At 55.3% G+C, this 16,495-nt stretch carries 14 protein-coding genes, 1 tRNA gene and 1 pseudogene; 7 read left to right on the forward strand and 9 right to left on the reverse strand.

The features are described from left to right. The first annotated feature begins 72 nt into the window (after positions 1-72). Positions 73-645 carry a methylated-DNA--[protein]-cysteine S-methyltransferase gene (locus tag G5S47_RS03790; RefSeq protein ID WP_243440773.1) on the forward strand — a complete coding sequence of 191 codons (573 nt, stop codon included), beginning with the start codon at positions 73-75 and terminating at the stop codon, positions 643-645. Positions 646-732: 87 nt separating this feature from the next. Here G5S47_RS03790 and G5S47_RS03795 read toward each other — a convergent pair whose 3' ends face one another. Continuing rightward, a complete protein-coding gene (locus tag G5S47_RS03795) occupies positions 733-2,013 on the reverse strand; it encodes a DUF5692 family protein (RefSeq protein ID WP_006681030.1) in 1,281 nt (426 codons plus the stop codon). A 276-nt stretch (positions 2,014-2,289) separates the two neighbouring features. Here G5S47_RS03795 and G5S47_RS03800 point away from each other — a divergent pair, with 276 nt between their 5' ends. Together G5S47_RS03800 and G5S47_RS03805 are read left to right on the forward strand one after the other, a co-directional pair. Next, positions 2,290-3,258: a hypothetical protein gene (locus G5S47_RS03800; protein ID WP_373273800.1), complete on the forward strand. Its 969-nt coding sequence runs from the start codon at positions 2,290-2,292 to the stop codon at positions 3,256-3,258. Then, positions 3,258-4,283: a DUF5692 family protein gene (locus G5S47_RS03805; RefSeq protein ID WP_006681032.1), complete on the forward strand. Its 1,026-nt coding sequence runs from the start codon at positions 3,258-3,260 to the stop codon at positions 4,281-4,283. Before G5S47_RS03800 ends, G5S47_RS03805 begins: the two co-directional genes overlap by 1 nt. A gap of 290 nt (positions 4,284-4,573) precedes the next feature. On the opposite strand, the gene G5S47_RS03810 is transcribed toward G5S47_RS03805, so the two are convergent. From G5S47_RS03810 to G5S47_RS03845, 8 genes are all read right to left on the reverse strand, one after another. Further along, positions 4,574-4,647: transfer RNA gene (locus G5S47_RS03810), tRNA-Pro, on the reverse strand. A 100-nt stretch (positions 4,648-4,747) separates the two neighbouring features. Then, positions 4,748-5,479 carry a (d)CMP kinase gene (cmk, locus tag G5S47_RS03815; RefSeq protein ID WP_179369641.1) on the reverse strand — a complete coding sequence of 244 codons (732 nt, stop codon included), beginning with the start codon at positions 5,477-5,479 and terminating at the stop codon, positions 4,748-4,750. 21 nt (positions 5,480-5,500) lie between these two features. Then, positions 5,501-6,640, reverse strand: coding sequence for a prephenate dehydrogenase (locus G5S47_RS03820; RefSeq protein WP_006681034.1), 1,140 nt, complete (start codon positions 6,638-6,640; stop codon positions 5,501-5,503). Beyond that, on the reverse strand, positions 6,640-7,389 hold the full coding sequence (locus G5S47_RS03825) for a pseudouridine synthase (RefSeq protein WP_006681035.1): 750 nt from the start codon (positions 7,387-7,389) through the stop codon (positions 6,640-6,642). The genes G5S47_RS03820 and G5S47_RS03825 overlap by 1 nt, the downstream gene beginning before the upstream one ends. Beyond that, a complete protein-coding gene (gene scpB / locus G5S47_RS03830; protein WP_006681036.1) occupies positions 7,386-7,967 on the reverse strand; it encodes an SMC-Scp complex subunit ScpB in 582 nt (193 codons plus the stop codon). Before scpB ends, G5S47_RS03825 begins: the two co-directional genes overlap by 4 nt. Then, on the reverse strand, positions 7,960-8,799 hold the full coding sequence (locus tag G5S47_RS03835; RefSeq protein WP_006681037.1) for a segregation and condensation protein A: 840 nt from the start codon (positions 8,797-8,799) through the stop codon (positions 7,960-7,962). Before G5S47_RS03835 ends, scpB begins: the two co-directional genes overlap by 8 nt. Then, complete coding sequence (locus G5S47_RS03840; protein ID WP_040318539.1) at positions 8,783-9,646, reverse strand: ParA family protein; 864 nt, start codon at positions 9,644-9,646, stop codon at positions 8,783-8,785. Before G5S47_RS03840 ends, G5S47_RS03835 begins: the two co-directional genes overlap by 17 nt. Positions 9,647-9,669: 23 nt before the next feature. Further along, positions 9,670-10,611 (reverse strand): site-specific tyrosine recombinase XerD, encoded by a 942-nt coding sequence (locus tag G5S47_RS03845; RefSeq protein ID WP_219585831.1) that lies wholly within the window; start codon positions 10,609-10,611, stop codon positions 9,670-9,672. A gap of 301 nt (positions 10,612-10,912) precedes the next feature. Between G5S47_RS03845 and tkt the strand changes: the two genes are divergently transcribed. The 4 genes and pseudogenes from tkt to G5S47_RS08495 form a co-directional block, all read left to right on the forward strand. Next, positions 10,913-12,994 carry a transketolase gene (gene tkt / locus G5S47_RS03850; RefSeq protein ID WP_219585832.1) on the forward strand — a complete coding sequence of 694 codons (2,082 nt, stop codon included), beginning with the start codon at positions 10,913-10,915 and terminating at the stop codon, positions 12,992-12,994. A 592-nt stretch (positions 12,995-13,586) separates the two neighbouring features. Next, positions 13,587-14,543, forward strand: a complete 957-nt coding sequence (locus tag G5S47_RS03855; RefSeq protein WP_179369645.1) for a DUF418 domain-containing protein — start codon at positions 13,587-13,589, stop codon at positions 14,541-14,543. A gap of 2 nt (positions 14,544-14,545) precedes the next feature. Beyond that, positions 14,546-15,589 (forward strand): trypsin-like serine protease, encoded by a 1,044-nt coding sequence (locus G5S47_RS03860; RefSeq protein ID WP_006681042.1) that lies wholly within the window; start codon positions 14,546-14,548, stop codon positions 15,587-15,589. A 412-nt stretch (positions 15,590-16,001) separates the two neighbouring features. Continuing rightward, positions 16,002-16,415, forward strand: a pseudogene (locus tag G5S47_RS08495) (IS3 family transposase); the annotation flags it as partial. Positions 16,416-16,495 lie beyond the last annotated feature (80 nt).

Consider the following 16,495-nt stretch of genomic DNA (forward strand, 5'->3'; position numbering starts at 1 on the left):
AACTACCACGGGGTTGACTTTGTGCATAAAGTCTGTTTCGTACCATTCGCTGTTGAGCTCACCCAAGGAGTAATGATGCTTCACTGGACAACACTTTCTTCCCCCATTGGCGACCTGATGCTCATCAAGTCTGGCAAAGGCATCGTCAGAGTTGCCTTCGAATGCGAAGACTTCGCCACAGTACGACGTAATGTCGCACACTCGTTGAATGATGAGATGGTCGAAGACAGTAAAGAACTGTTTGAGGCCATCGATCAGATTGAAGAGTATTTCGCTGGCCAGCGTAAGACTTTCGATCTTGCACTGGACTGGTCCCTGATCTCGGGATTCTATGCGCGCGCTACCCAACAATTGACGATGGTTCCCTTCGGTACGACATTGCCGTATTCAGGCCTGGCACTGCTTGCAGGTAATAAGAAAGCTCATCGCGCGGCTGCGTCAGCCTGTTCCCATAACCCGTTGCCTATCCTTGCTCCATGCCATCGGATCACGCGAAAAGACGGATCATATGGTGACTACGCTGGCGGGCGCGAAGCCAAAGAGTACCTTCTGACGTTTGAGAAAGAAATTGACGCAAAAACCTATGTCCCCCAGCCCGTACTCAGGCCTCGCTATGTCGGGATTCCTGCTCCAGCGTCAGACTAAATACACCACCATGAAATTCGTTTGGGGGTGTCATCAATGACGATAACACCCCCAAACTCTGCTGTAGCACACGAACGCTGATGATAGTCAGCGCTCGGTTCGAGCCTTCGGGTAGCGATGGTCCTTATTTCCCCACCACGGCATGTATGACACATAACCGTCAGCTGGAGGGTTTGGAGAATCGGGTTCGAAGCCGAGTTCTGCTGGGGTTTCAGGAATGCGATCAACAAGGAAGTACTTGTCCCTGTCATCGCAGTGGGTGCGAACGATCGTCTTGAATTCACTGAGCTCGGGGTACAAAACACCGGTGATCGGATTGCGGCGGTAGCGAACGATCTTGTAGAGCCAGTAGACGAACAGGGCAACGTTCGCGATCAATGCAAGGACTGCACAGATGATGTTCGCGTTCGGATCCATCGTGGAGAAGTTAAAGGTGGAGTTTGGTGGAACGAGGATTTCCGGTAGCAATGTGTTCATAGAAATCCAGAACACTAACGTGAAGCACCTGAACCAAATCCACTGGCCCTTTGCCCATGTGAAGGCGGGAATGGTACATGCCAGAAGAAGGGCTGCTGTGCAGTACCAGGTGTAGTCAGCGAGCGAGTTGTAGAGGAAAGCATGGTTCCACAGGTCGTAGGCAATAACCCACGGCCACACCATGTCAACCCAGATCAGGCCACGAACCTTCTGCTTGCCTGGCGATGTGGCGATGATCTTGCCTAGACCGGTAATTGTGATGATGTTGAGCAAGCCAGCTGCCGCGCTGATCAGGTTCCAGTAGCCACCAATAGTTCTAAAACCGGTTTCTGGATCAATACCGATATGGCGAGCGGAAAGATTCGACGCGACTGCTTCGTACCATGCTTGTGAATGGAGTTCGGCGGTCACGCCCCTGGCTTCCGGAAGGCCCGCGATCATATCGAGAGTGTGAGTGTCATTGACATGTTTCAGGCACTGCCAATCTGCTCCGCACGCATAGTAGGTGTCCGCGTTGAAATAGATGGTGAGGTCACGGATATTGGCTTCCATGATGTTGACTGCGAGACCGATCCAGAGTGCAACACCCAGCCAAATAGCGTATTTGTGCGCCTTTTGCGGATTTTTCTTCGCATAGACAAGGACGGTTCCGGTCATTGTTGCAGTAAGGATCATGATGGCGTATTTGCCGAATGGGAACCAACCGACCATTGGTGTGCCGTGAATCCAAGCATAGGGCATAAGTGCAATGCCACCGATCGTCCAGATAACGAAGATGGTCCAGTTCCACCGCCGGTTGATCTCAGCAACAAGCATCTGAGCGACGAATACCGCTAGCCAAAGTGCATAGACCTTCGGGGAGCCAATTTCCCACAGCCAAAGTGACTCCATCAGTTTCCTCCTTGAAACACAGACGGGATAGTAGTTATTCAGCTAGTCTAGTGAACAAGAAAAAACACGGAGCGAGATTGCCCCAAAGAGGGATTTATAATTCCGCAGAAAGTTCTTTTTAGCAAAGACGCTTAGGACTTTTGGCCGGGGTTTTATTTATCTCCTCCACTTGCCCACAACTGGGCCTTGACGAGAGGAAGAAAAATGTCAAAGAATTCGTCGAAACGTGGCCTTCGCACCGCTATCGGTCTGGGGGCTTTAGGGGTCCTGAGCGGGATGTATGGCTTCAGCCAGCTCAGCGGCAAAGCAACTCCGGAAGAACAAGCATGGCGTTATCCGGGCGACGATTTAATCGACGCAAATTACGATAATGGTTATTCTTCAACCTACGCTATTACAATTGAAGCCCCCGCTTACGCAGTATGGAGATTATTCAAACAAATCGGCGCGGAAAAGAGTGGTTCATTTTCTTCAGAATTCTTAGAAAGAACATTTGCTCGACTCCCCTTCTTTAATTCCTACGAAATTCAAGAAGAATTCCAACAGCCAGATTCCATGATGCCCGGCGATATCGCCGCCTTCGATTACCACGGAATGTCAATGGAATGGGCCGATATTGTCCCCGGCAAATACATGGTCCAGTGGGTCGACACCAAGAATCCGCCAAAGGCACCTGGCTCCTACGCATTCCGTTTCCCTGGAATGACCCACTTCGCAGCAGCATGGTGCTTCTACGTCGTTCCGCTTGAGGGCGGTCGCACGCGTCTGATCAATCACTGGCGTATCGGATACGAACCTGACTCAGTTGCCATGAAGGCCTTGAACTGGGTCAATATCGAGTTTATTGGCGGATGCATGACCCACATGCAGAACATCTACGTGAAGCGCGTTTTGGAGTTCCGTAAGAAGCAGCATCACACCGGCAAGTTCATGCGTGGAGTGCTTGGCGGCCAGTTCTTCAAGTCCGGTACTCCAGCTGGTCGCTACGACGGGACTCCCCTGTTCGACGAAACGTACACACAGTGGTTCCGATACGGCCGTAAGTCGCCTGCAGTTGCTGAGATTCGTATGCCCGTTACCGAAGATCCCAGCTGGCCACCAGTAGGACCGGGAACCCCATGGGAGCACGAGGTTGATGCCGAATACTTCGATGGATGGAGCGAACCCGCATTCGATTGGAACGAGCAGATCCGTCAGAAGATGGAAAAGACCTACTTGCCCAACTGGGGTAAGGAGGCCAAGTGATGGGTAACATCACGCCTCCCGACTATGCGACCCTCTTCTTCTTTGAGAAGGGAGAATGGTGGGACTATGTGATGTTGTTGATCGTCATCGCTGCCCTCGCATTCGCCGCCTGGCTTGCCCAGCGGAACATGTGGGTCGTTCTTGCTCTGTTCATCGTGGTGCCAGTATCGCTGAGTATCTTCTGGTGGCCTCATTCGACCGCTGGGACGAACTCCGCAGGCTGGTTCCCGATTGTGAAGCAGTATTCGGCTCTGCTTGGTAGCCTCTGCTTGGTTGCATTGCAGGTTTTCCCGAAGCTACGACACAACAAGTGGTATCTACTGATCCCCCCACTGTTGCTTAGCGTCAACATTGCCGAGGCTGTTGTTCGCGATTTCCAGTGCTACTTCATTCACGGCATTGATCCCTCTCAGGGAATGGTGACCTGGGGTGGTCCGTGGAACATCATGAATGGCATCGCTGGCATCTTGAACCTTCTCGCGATTTCCGGTTGGATCGGTATCTTCGTGTCGAAAGGCAAGGAACGGGGGCTAATCTGGGGCGATCTGACGATCGGTTGGATTATTGCGTACGACATTTGGAATGTTGCCTACGTGTACAACTGTCTTGCAGACCGAGCGTGGTACTCGGCAATCGCGTTGCTTGCCTCGTGTACGATTCCCGCGTTTATGAAGTTCGGTAAGGGCGCGTGGATCCAGTATCGTGCGTACACGCTGACGTTCTGGTCTGCGGTGGTGTTGACGTTCCCGCACTTCATGCAGGATTCGATGTTCGCTCACCGCAGTGCGCACAATCCATACGCGATGTTCATCATCTCGTTTGCTGCATTGGTTGCGAACATCATTGTGTTCGGTCGCCATGCCTATCGCATCGTGAAACTGCGTCGTAACCCGTTCAAGCAGGAGATTTACTCCGATACTCCGACCTACGTCGAATGGGTACGTGATCTTGCAACCGATGAGGACAAAGAACTGATCGCCCAGCGTATCGGTAAGACTCCCGCGGAAGTTGGGTACGTCAGCTGACGTTTCGGCTTACACGTGATGTGGCCGGTTGGGTGGCACGAGGCCGCCGAGCCGGCCACATCTGTGTGCTTTGAAATCGAACGAGATCAGAAAGAACGTCACAGTCATGTGCTCGGCTTCGTGAACGTAAGCAACGAGGCCGACCGCGATGGCTGAGATCAAGCGAGAAGAAAAAGCCCGGAATTGCTATTAAACAATTCCGGGCGGAATCTCACCATGAGATTCAACATGAGATCGGGGAGGAAACGACGAAGCCCGGAACCTCAATCGTTGAGATTCCGGGCTTTTTGTCGGGCTAGCGGGATTTGAACCCACGACCCCTTGACCCCCAGTCAAGTGCGCTACCAAACTGCGCCATAGCCCGTATTCGGTTTTACTGTCATTTTATCGACCTGACGATCATAGCCCACTTGTGGAATTAAATTCCACTTGGGAGCAGTCCCACGACAATAAAACGGCTTTTGTCACATCCTCGACACAAGATCAGCGTCGATCAGCTTGAGGATTTCCTCCACGACACCATCAATTCCCAGAGCAGTAGAGTCGACGACATCTACGCCTTCGGCCGGTGTCATGAACTCAGAAACCTTGGAATCGGCAGCGTCTCGTTTGCCCACTTGGTCGCGGACAGACTCCAAAAGTTCGTCAGTGACCTTCCCGTGAAGTTCCAATGTGCGTCGACGGAGGCGTTCTTCCTCGTCAGCAAGAAGAAGAACTCGCACGTCAGCATCGGGGCAGACAACGGTCGTAATATCTCGCCCTTCAGCAATCATGCCGGAACCGTTAGCGCGGGCCTCCATCATGCGTCGGCGCTGTTCGCTCGCCATCCACTTTCGAACCGGCAGGTTCGTCGACACCTTCGGAATGGCCAACGCAATACGAGGTTCACGGATCGCCGCTGTCACGTCCGTGGCGCCGATATGGAAAACTGGGCTGACCGGATCAGAGTCCATGATCAGTGGCATTTCGTCAGCCAGAGCGCGGACTCTCTCCTGATCATCAAGATCGATCTCACGATCAAGCGCATACCACGTGAGTGCGCGGTACATCGCGCCAGTATCGAGATAGCCAATGCCCAGACGTGAGGCAAGAGCTTTGGAGATCGTTGATTTACCAGACCCTGCGGGACCATCGATGGCGATAGTGATGCCAACGTGGCTAATAGCGTCGCGTCGAGAGTCATCAGTGAAAGTCATTGTGTCCTCCATACCCATGTTTCAGTTTGAGTAGTTGATGAGTCGCCATCCGCGACGTTCCAAGTCAGCCTCAGCTTCACCAACGCGCGCCGGATCAATCATGATTCGAGCTAAGCCCACCTGCTGACCAGCAGAGTGTTCGAGCACAAGGTCTTCAATGTTGATGTCAATCTCGCCAAGCTCGCTGAAAAGTCGGCCGAGAGCACCGGGCGTGTCGGGAATCAGCACCTCGAGTTCGCCGTAGCGACTGGGGGCTCCACCGTGTTTGCCAGGAATACGCGACACTCCCCTGTTGCCTGCTTCCATAACGCGGTTAACGGCTCCGACGATGCCACCGCGAAGGGGGCCGCGCTGGTTCGCAGCATCCAGGTGAACGATCAGATCATCGAGGTCACAGCGCAAAGCTGTAAGAATCGAGGCAACAGGTCCGGCATTACCGGCTAGAATCGCGGTCCACAGGCGAGGGTCCGAGGCAGCGATACGGGTTGTGTCACGTAGTCCCTGCCCCGCCAGGTTCATTGATTCAGAACGTGCCTCTTCAAGACGTGCGGCGATCAGGGACGACACCAACTGTGGTACATGCGAGACAAGCGCCACCGACTCATCGTGAGTCGACGCATCCATTTCGTAGGGAACAGATCCGACGTCAGTTGCCAGAGTGCGCACGGCGAGGACTGCTGTTGGATCCGAGGTTTCGTGTGCGACGACAACCCAGGGGCGACCGTAGAACAGGTCAGCATCGGCGGCGCCGGCGCCTGATCGCTCACGACCTGCCATAGGGTGCGAACCAACGTAGCGTGAAGCGAGTGTTGGATCGCCCTTTGCGGTGCCAGCTTCAAGCACCCCCTGTGCAACGGCCTTCTTTACTGAAGCAACATCCGTAACGAACGCGGACGGGAATCGTTGCAAGGCCCCGACTACGCAGACGTCTGCAACATCCGGTGGCGTAGCCACAACAACCAAGGCGGGTGTGACATCGCTGGCCTCGGAAAATGGGAAGCCAGCACCGATATCTTGCGCGAGGCGCAATGAAGTTGGTGAAGAATCCTCGAGATATACGTCGACACCTGCCGCGCGGAGATTCAATCCGAGCGAAGCGCCCAGCAAGCCCGATCCAATAATCAGGATCGGGCCGGTTGTGGCGATAGGCCGAGTGGGCATCAGAGACCCACGGAAGAGTACAGAGCGACCAGAGCGTTGCCCTTCACGCGACGTGTGGTGCCCGGTTGCAGGCGATCCAGGTGGATCGGGCCGAATGCGGTGCGCACGAGTTCACGAACCGGGAAGCCAACCTCGTCCATCATGCGACGAACCAGGCGGTTTCGACCTTCGTGAACAACGATCTCAACGGTCGTGATGTCACCGTAGGTGTCGACAACGCGGAAAGAGTCAACGGCAATCGGACCGTCTTCCAGCTCGATTCCGTCAAGCAACGTGCGACGAATGTAAGGCTTCACTTCACCGTGCAGACGGGCAACGTAGGTCTTCGGGACTTCGTACGAGGGGTGGGTCAGACGGTTCGCGAGTTCCCCATCGTTCGTCAGTAGCAGAAGGCCGGATGTGTCGATATCGAGTCGACCGACGTGGTACAGGCGCTCCGGGTAGTCTGCGATCAGGTCTAAGAGAGTCGGTCGACCTTCGGGGTCAGACATCGTGGAGACAACGCCGACGGGCTTGTTGATTGCCAGGACGATCGGCTTCGTGTCTGAGAAGAACACGCGCTCACCGTCAACGTGAATGACCTGCTTCGTTGGATCAACGCGCATGCCCTGGGAACGCACAACCTGACCATCGACCTGAACACGTCCGTCCGCGATCATCTCTTCGCCAGCGCGCCGCGAAGCGATTCCCGCCTGAGACAGTGCCTTCTGCAGGCGAATACCGCCCTCAATGTAGGGATCGTTCCTCACAGCTGTTCCTCCAGTTCGTCCAGCTCATCACTGTCCGGCAAATACGGTGCCAAGGGCACCAGGTCATCCAGGGATTTAAAACCCATCTTTTCTAAGAATTCGCGCGTCGTTCCGTACAGGTGCGCGCCCGAATCTGTCTCACCGACTTCTTCGATCAGACCTCTAGCTACAAGCGTACGCACTACGGCGTCAACGTTCACGCCTCTAATGTGCGAGATACGCGACCTTGAGATTGGCTGGCGATAGGCAACGACGGCTAAAGTTTCCAGTGCTGCCTGTGACAGACGCGACTGCGCACTGCCCACAATGAAGCGCCCAACGAGGCTGGCCCAGCGCCTCGCGGAGTAGATTCGCCATGCTCCCCCAGTTTGGCGTAGTTCAAAACCTGCCGTTCTCTGCCCGTTTTCTCCGCGGTACGAGGCCGATAAGGCGCAAAGGGCGTCATGCACTGTTTGGGGATTAACGTGGAGAGCTTCAGCTAGGTCGCCAACATCCACGGGTTCTGGAGCTACCATCAGGATAGCTTCGAGCGGAGCGAAGAGTTCTTCGTAGCCTGACATTTCAGCGGTATCAGTCATTGCTCGTCTCCTGTTCCCTGTCGAGGTGAGCCCCATATTCTGCTTCGTCAATGTCAATGTCTGTATCGTCAGCGCCCGTCCAGGTCAGGATGAGTTCTGCAAGCGGTTCGTCTTGAGCGACCTCGAGCGCACGCCTCCTAAACAGCTCGAGAACGGCAAGGAACCTGGAAATGACGACGGCGCGCGACTCGGCGTCCGCCACCAGATCGGCAAACGTAAGGCGAGAGTAGTGTTTCAATTTGCTTGCAACAACACGTGCTTGCTCGCGCACCGGAACGACCGGGTCATGAAGGTGCGTGGTGACCACTTCAGGCTCGACGGTTGTAAATGCGCGGACCGCGGCGTTGAGCAGGTCGTTCGGACGAACCTCCCACTTTAATTCTGGGAGGAGGGCTGCGAACTGGGGTTCAAGCGGAACCTGGCGAGGAATGTAGCCGGCGTTGTCATCCAATACTGATTCAATGTCAGCTGCCACCATTTTGAAAGCACGGTATTGCAACAGGCGTGAGAACAAGAGGTCGCGTGCCTCTAGGTCTTCAGATGCGATATCTGGGTCAGCTTCAGTTCGTGGTAAAAGTGACGCTGCTTTGATATCGAGAAGTGTCGCCGCGACGACCAAGAATTCGGTAGTACGAGACAGATCTGGAAAGATCCGCATATGAGCGATGAACTCGTCGGTGACCTCGGCCAGCGATATTTGAGTAATGTCAAGACGTTTGCGCGTGATCAGCTGAAGGAGAAGGTCAAATGGCCCCTCGAAAACGTCCAGGGTGACACGGAAATCATCTATCGCCCCCTGTTCGACTGCGCTGGGCTCAGGCGGCGTCACCACGGGCTACGACCTCACGTGCAAGACGACGGTATGCACGAGCACCGGGATGATTGGGCGCGTAGGTAATAATCGGCTCGGTTGCGACCGATGCGTCAGGGAACTTCACGGTACGAGCAATATGCGTGGTGTAGATAAGATCACCGAATCTCTCGTCGAGGCGAGCAAGAACCTCACGCGAGTGCAAGGTGCGCAGATTGACCATCGTCGGGATGATTCCATCGATCTTCAAACGCGGATTAATGCGGTCGCGGACAGTTTCAATGGTGTCCACAAGAAGGGCAACGCCTCTAAGAGCGAAGAACTCGGTTTCGACGGGAATAATCACGCCGTGCGCGGCAGTCAGGGCATTTACTGCAAGCAGACCCAGCGACGGCTGGCAGTCAATGAAAATCACGTCATAGTCGTCTTCAATATGACGGATGACGCGCGCCAGCGCGGATTCGCGGGCCACTTCGTTGACCAGTTGGACTTCTGCCGCTGACAGGTCGATGTTGGCGGGGATAATGTCGAGGCCGTCAAGCAAGGTGTGGCAGATAGTGGAGCGGACATCTGCTTTGGGGTCAAGCAACAGGTTGTAGATCGTGCAATCCATGTCCAAGGTATTGATTCCAAGACCAACGGATGCGGCACCTTGGGGATCAAGGTCGACGATCAGTACTTTTCGACCGTATTCGGCAAGAGCTGCAGCCAAGTTAATTGTGGTGGTGGTTTTGCCGACACCACCTTTTTGATTGCATACGGCAATCACCCTGGCCGGACCATGTCCGTTCAGGGGTGCTGGAATCGGAAAACCTTCGGTGTCATCTGCGATGTCACCGTTCAATGTTGGCTGCACGTCTTTCGTCACACCTCAATGTTAGTTCATGTTCGCTAGTTCGCGTGGGTGGCCTTCGCTCGCGGATGTGCCAGCTGGTAGACCTCTTTCAATGTTGTTGGTGTGACTCGTGTATAGATCTGGGTTGTTTGCACTGATGCGTGACCAAGCAGTTCTTGGACGTCACGAATCGATGCTCCACCTTCCAACAAATGCGTTGCGAATGAATGGCGCAAAGTATGGGGTGAAACGTCTTCATCAATCCCAGCCCTGCCTGCGGCGCGCTGGATTATTTCCCATGCGCTTTGACGTGAAAGCGCCCGGCCTCGTGAATTCAAAAACAGAGCGGGACTCCCCTGCCCGCGCTGGGCAAGCACAGGACGGGAGCGCACAATGTACGCCTCGATTGCCGCTTTCGCGTACGAGCCGAGGGGCACAATGCGTTCCTTACGCCCTTTACCAAAGAGGCGGATAACGGGAAGCTCTTCGTCAAGGTCAAGATCATCAAGTGCAAGACCGACACCCTCTGAAACGCGCGCTCCTGTCGCATAGAGCAATTCCAACAGCGCACTGTCGCGCAGGCTGATCACGTCATCTCCGACTCGGGCAGCGTCAAGCAACGCGCTCACCTGCTCAACTGACAGTGCGTGAGGAAGGTGACTCCCCTGTTTCGGCGAAGTAATGCGAGCGGCCGGATTATGAATGTTGGGGCTGGTCGCCGAAACAAATGTGTGGAAGCTACGAATCGCAGCACTTGCCCGCGCAATTGACGAGGCCGCCGCTGGCTTGCCACTCAGCGTGCCTGCGCTCAGGTCGGCGAGGTGACGTTCGATATCAGCAGACGTGATCGTTTTCAGGTCGCTAATCCCGTGACTTTCAAGGTCTAAGCGATAGCGCTCAATATCGCGTTTGTAGTTGGAAACCGTGTTGATCGACGAACCTCGTTCAACCCGCAAATAGCCAAGCCACTCGTCAATGTACTCACCGATTTCGCTCACGCACTCAGCCTAGTGGCACTCCGACCCTAGACCCGCAAATACCCGCCCTACGAACGCCCGCGTGTTCCCACACCGGTGGGCAGCCTCGTGAATCGAAGACGAGGGCGAGGCTCGAATGAGACACTATCGAGGCGTTGAGTCCATCTGCTCAAGTAGGCGCGTATCTGAGGGAGAACAATTGCCAGCGACACGTGCACAAGTGAGCAGACTTTCCCCTCAACTTTTCGATTTTTCTTTCGCTAAACTAACAATCGTAAAAAGAATGCCCCAATGATGGGGCCTAACCCGGCTGGAGGCCGAAGTGACACTCAAGTGGGACACAATTGATGACCGTGCAGTGACCACGGCAAAAATTCTTGCGGCAGATGCCGTTGAACAGGCAGGATCCGGACACCCAGGCACTGCGATTTCCATCGCACCGGCCGCGTACCTGCTCTACCAGCGCCACATGCACATTGACCCGAAGGATGATCGCTGGCTCGGCCGAGACCGCTTCGTCCTGTCGGCAGGTCACTCCTCACTCACCCAGTACGTCCAGCTCTACCTAGCAGGCATCGGCCTCGAGCTCAATGACCTCAAGACCCTGCGCACCGCAGGCTCCCTGACCCCGGGGCACCCGGAGTACGGCCACACCAAGGGCGTCGAAATCACCACCGGCCCGCTCGGCACCGGCATTGCTTCCGCCGTCGGCTTCGCAATGGCATCGCGACGTATGCACGGCCTGCTGGATCCGGAAGCTGCCCTCGGCGAATCCGTCTTCGACACCAACGTCTACGCGCTCGCTGGCGACGGTTGCTTCGAAGAAGGCGTCTCCGCTGAAGCCTCCTCGCTTGCAGGCACCCAGAAGCTCGGCAACCTGACCCTCATCTGGGACGACAACCACATCTCCATTGAAGACGACACCAAGATCGCCTTCTCCGAAGACGTCCTAGCACGCTACGAGGCCTACGGCTGGCACGTCCAGCGCGTCAACTGGCTGCAGGAAGATGGCTCCTACACCGAAGACGTCGCAGCCCTCTCCGAGGCACTCGACGTTGCCAAGGCTGTCACCGACAAGCCGTCCATCATCGCAGTTCGCACCCTGATCGGCTGGCCGACCCCCGGCAAGACCAACACTGGTGGCATCCATGGCTCCAAGCTCGGTGGTGAAGCACTCTCCGGTCTCAAGGAAGCCCTCGGAGCTGACCCGGAGAAGATGTTCGACGTCGACGTTGAGGCAGTCGAAGCTGCACGTGCGAATGTTGCCAAGCGTTGCGCCGAATACCGCAAGGATTGGGACGCACGTTTCGAGGCATGGAAGGCAGCGAACCCCCAGCGCGCAGAGCTTCTTGAGCGTCTGCAGTCCGGCAAGCTCCCCGAAGGCTGGGAAGAAGCACTGCCGACCTTCGAAGCTGGCAAGGCAATCGCAACCCGTGCAGCATCGGGCACAGTCCTCAACGCGATCGCCGAAGCTATTCCGGAACTCTGGGGTGGTTCTGCTGACCTTGCAGGTTCGAACAACACCTACATGAAGGGCCAGCCCTCCTTCCTGCCTGAAGGCGCATCCTCCGACGCATTCCAGGGCAACGAATTCGGTCGCAACATGCACTTCGGTGTCCGCGAATTCGCCATGGGCGCCATCATGAACGGCATCGCAGCCGACGGCCTCACCCGCCCCTACGGTGGTACGTTCTTCGTGTTCTCCGACTTCATGCGTGGTGCTGTCCGCCTCGCAGCCCTCATGGATCTGCCCGTCACCTACGTGTGGACGCATGACTCCATCGGCGTTGGCGAAGACGGCCCGACCCACCAGCCAATCGAGCACCTCGCTTCCTACCGTGCAATCCCGAACCTCGCAGTGATTCGCCCCGGCGACGCAACCGAAACCGCAGCTGCATGGCGAGCAGTCCTCGAGCAACGTCACCCGGCTGCCCTGGTTCTCTCCCGTCAGAACCTGCCGAACCCGGCACGCGGTGAAGGCACCGAGCTTGCCACCGCTGACGGCCTCGTCCATGGCGCATACGTGCTCGCTGACACCGAGGGCACCCCGGACGTCATCATCATGGCTTCCGGTTCCGAGGTCTCCGTGGCACTTGAAGCACGCGAAGCACTCGCGGGTGAAGGCGTGAAGGCTCGCGTCGTGTCCGTGCCCTGCCTCGACTGGTTCGAGCAGCAGGATGCGGAATACCGCGAAGAGGTTCTACCGTCGGCCGTCAAGGCTCGCGTTAGCGTCGAAGCAGGTATCGCTCTGCCCTGGTACCGCTACCTTGGCGATGCAGGTCGCGCAGTCTCCATCGAACACTTCGGTGCCTCGGCACCCGGTGACTTCCTGTTCAAGGAATACGGAATCGATGCTGACCACGTTGTTGCGGCTGCTAAGGAATCGATCACAGCTGCACGGTGAAGCCACCTTTTAGTTAAGGTGTAACCCGCTGAAATACAACGGACGTAGCCACAGGGGAACATCCTCTGTGGCTACGTCCGTTTATATAGATAGCTGTGCTGTTCCGGCTTAGTCGCGTCCGGCAAGCTTCAACAATCACATAGCGCTGGGGCGTGCCTTTTGGTACGCCCCAGCTACTTTAAATATTCGCATTAGACGGGAGCTTTTAACTCCCTCATCCCCCGGGTGTCTAACCGCATGAATGAAAGCAACGGTTCGTATGCAGAACCTGAGGCGAAATCGTAAGCAAATCCATCACGGCATCACGCTTTCTTCCATGCCAAGGTCAGCCTTGAATAGAAGCATCTTCTACACATTTTCATAAGATCAAAACTGAGTTGTGGATGGCAACTGCCTACTGGTGTCCTGGAATCCCGCGTTCGATTTGCTATCGCAAACTGTCAAAATAAAATCCAGAAGACACTCAGAATTCTCTAAATATTTTGCCAGATTTGGCAGTTATTTATAGATAGTCATTTTTGACACGTCGGTTTTAGGGAGCATGTTTAACCAAAGAACAGTTCTCTAAAGTATGAGTAAAGGAGAGAACTGAGTGTCTAAACCTTCACGAATCGTGGGGCTTGATGTAGCGCGCTCACTCGCGATCATCGGAATGATAGTTATCCACATGGCCTCGCTACTTTGGAGTACCAAAGTAATACTCTCTGGCCTACCCGCATCATTATTTGCCGTCATCGCCGGCGTGACGATGATGATTATTGGACGAAACTACACCAGCACCACTTTCTTGCGGCTGATAGCCCGAGGCGCTTTAATTATCCTCATCGGCCTGGCACTACTGCCCGTGGGTGGACAAATCCAAGTGGTCCTCATCGTAATGGGCCTGGTAATGATCCTAGTTTCCTGGATGCCCGCATTGGGAACGTGGTGGAGGCTCGGTCTTTTTATTGCCGCCACAATCGCCGCAACAATCGTGTACGCCCCCATCGAACTGCCACAGATTTATCCGCTATTGGCATGGATTGCATACTTCATCGGTGGCATGCTTCTTTTCGATGTGTACCTGCGCGGCCGGCTACAGCGCACCCCCGATGCGAACAGCACCCCTCACACTCGACTGAGCTGGATCGTAACCGCTATCAGCGTTGTCATCGCTGGTATCGGCATCTACTTCCGATTTGACCCAAACATTCCCAGCTGGCTCAGCTTTACCGGTCACACCGGCGTCCTAGGCGAAGTTATCCTCGCCGTTGCGGTTGCAGCCGTAGTGATTCACCTGTGCCTGATTGTAGGAGACCACTCTCGAATCGTGGCCTATCCTTTCGCGGCCATGGGAACAATGTCGCTAACCATTTACATTCTGCACATTCTTACCGCTTTCTACTGGCAGCAAAACGTCGCGTTACATTCCACTGTGTCAGCAATCGGTTTCATCGTATTTTTCCTCATCGCAGCCAGCCTGTGGAAGAAGTTTGTAGGACAGGGTCCTGCTGAGAAACTCGTTGCCACCACGATCAAGGCCATTGTTCCTTCTAAGAAAGGGAATTAACCGTGAAAAAATCACTTTTTTCGGTCGCTGCCATTGTCAGCGCCACCCTGCTCATGACTGCCACTCCGGCTCTCGCACTCGAATATGGCGAGCCGGCGCCAGAAAATGCGGAAAGCAGTTCCGTTGCCGCGCTCAAAATGGGCAAAATCGGTAGCTTTGGTGACTGCACGGGCACACTCGTTGCCGACCAGTGGGTACTCACAGCCCGCCACTGTCTAGAGTCAGTCAACAATGAAGGCACCCAGGCACGCATCGCTGGAAAGGTCTACAACGCTGATTCCTGGGCTCTTTCGCCCACATCTGACGCGGGGTTACTTCACCTGACTGAGAAAGTGACTAACGCAACCCCCGCAAAAATCTCCCACGATATTCCAACCCCAGGGCAGACGGGAACTCTTTACGGTTGGAGTAGCAGCTCGTCAATGGCACGATCTGGACAGCTACCAATGGCCACAATGGTTGTCAAAGAGCTACTAGGTGGCGCGCCTTCCGGTTCTGACACGCCGAGTGCTCCCGAAACTCCTTCCGATTCCAAGGCACCTACCGGCGCTGATGCGTCTACAGAGACTGCCCCGCCACAGGCTCCACAGTCAAAACCTGGAATGACAGAAACTGGCCAAACCGAGTCTAATCCTGAGGGGATGTCGGAAGGCCCAGCCGACAACTCCATACAGCCTAGGATCGAAACCTCTATCTTGGATGTGCAGTCAGTTTCTGGAGCTGGCATGCAGGGTGGTGACTCCGGTGGCCCGTTCTTTGTCGACGGAAAGCTTGCGGGACTTGCTACCGCCGCTGGAACTGCCAATGGGGATCCGGACCTTCCCTCCCCTAGTGCTGCAATCACCACAGTTGCAGGCACCGCCGAATGGATCGACAACATTATCTCTGGCCGCGACACCCAAAGCGTTCTAACTGCAGAAAACACTCCTGCACCGCCAGAGAACATTCAAACCAGTAGCGATAACATTTGGGGCTACCTTGCGATCGCACTCGTAGGCCTTGCTGTGGGAGCAATCGGCTCACGTATCCGCAATGCGCGCCAGTAAGGATTCCTACCGGACTGTCGAGCGAATAGACATTTCACCCTTTGAAGCCGTCTCCCAGAAAACTGGGTGACGGCTTCAAACATTAGCTCTTTTACAGTCATGCGACCCGTATCTGCCCCCTTTGCCTACTGAAGTTCGGGTCTGCTGAAGGTTTGGTTGAGTCCAAGACTGCATAGCTGAGGGGCTGTGCTGGAAGGATGAACACCATGTCCCGTTATAGTGATGAGTTCAAGCGTGATGCGGTCGCGCTTGTTGAATCGGGTATCGCGCAAAACCAGGGTGTAAGGGATCTGGGGGGTCTCGAAGTCTGCTCTGCAATCCTGAGTACGTGATTCCAGGTTCCAGTCGTATGGGATGACGCCCTCGACCGATTCTGATGAGCGACGCGAGATGTCGGCCGCGTTGAAACGGATCCGTGAGCTCGAGATGGAAAACGAAGTGCTACGTCGCGCGGCTGCCTATCTGTCGAAGGCGCGTATCACGCCCCCAAAATGATCTACCCGCGGGCGTCATCGTACATAGCGATCGAGGAAGCCAATTCAGGAGCCGGAAATTCCAGAGAGCGCTGAAACGACACAAACTGAAAGGACCGATGGGCAGAATCGGGGCCTGAGGGGATAACGCCGCGATGGAGTCGTTCTTCTCGCTATTGCAAAAGAACGTGCTCGATCGATGGTCGTGGGCTACTCGAAAAGAGCTGCGTCTCGCGATCGTGTCATGGATCGAAGGGAAGTATCACCGCAAGCGCCGGCAACGCAGGCTCACCAAGCTGACACCGGTCGAGTTCGAGACCATAACGAGAAGCGCCGTCGCCCTGGCGACATAAACCCCCGGACTCAATCAAACCTTCAGCAGACCCGTTAGTACAAAAGTGGCGGGTTAATCCCAACAGGACTTGTAGGTGCC

Source organism: Schaalia turicensis (assembly GCF_019380255.1).
In the GTDB taxonomy this organism is placed as follows: domain Bacteria; phylum Actinomycetota; class Actinomycetes; order Actinomycetales; family Actinomycetaceae; genus Pauljensenia; species Pauljensenia turicensis_A.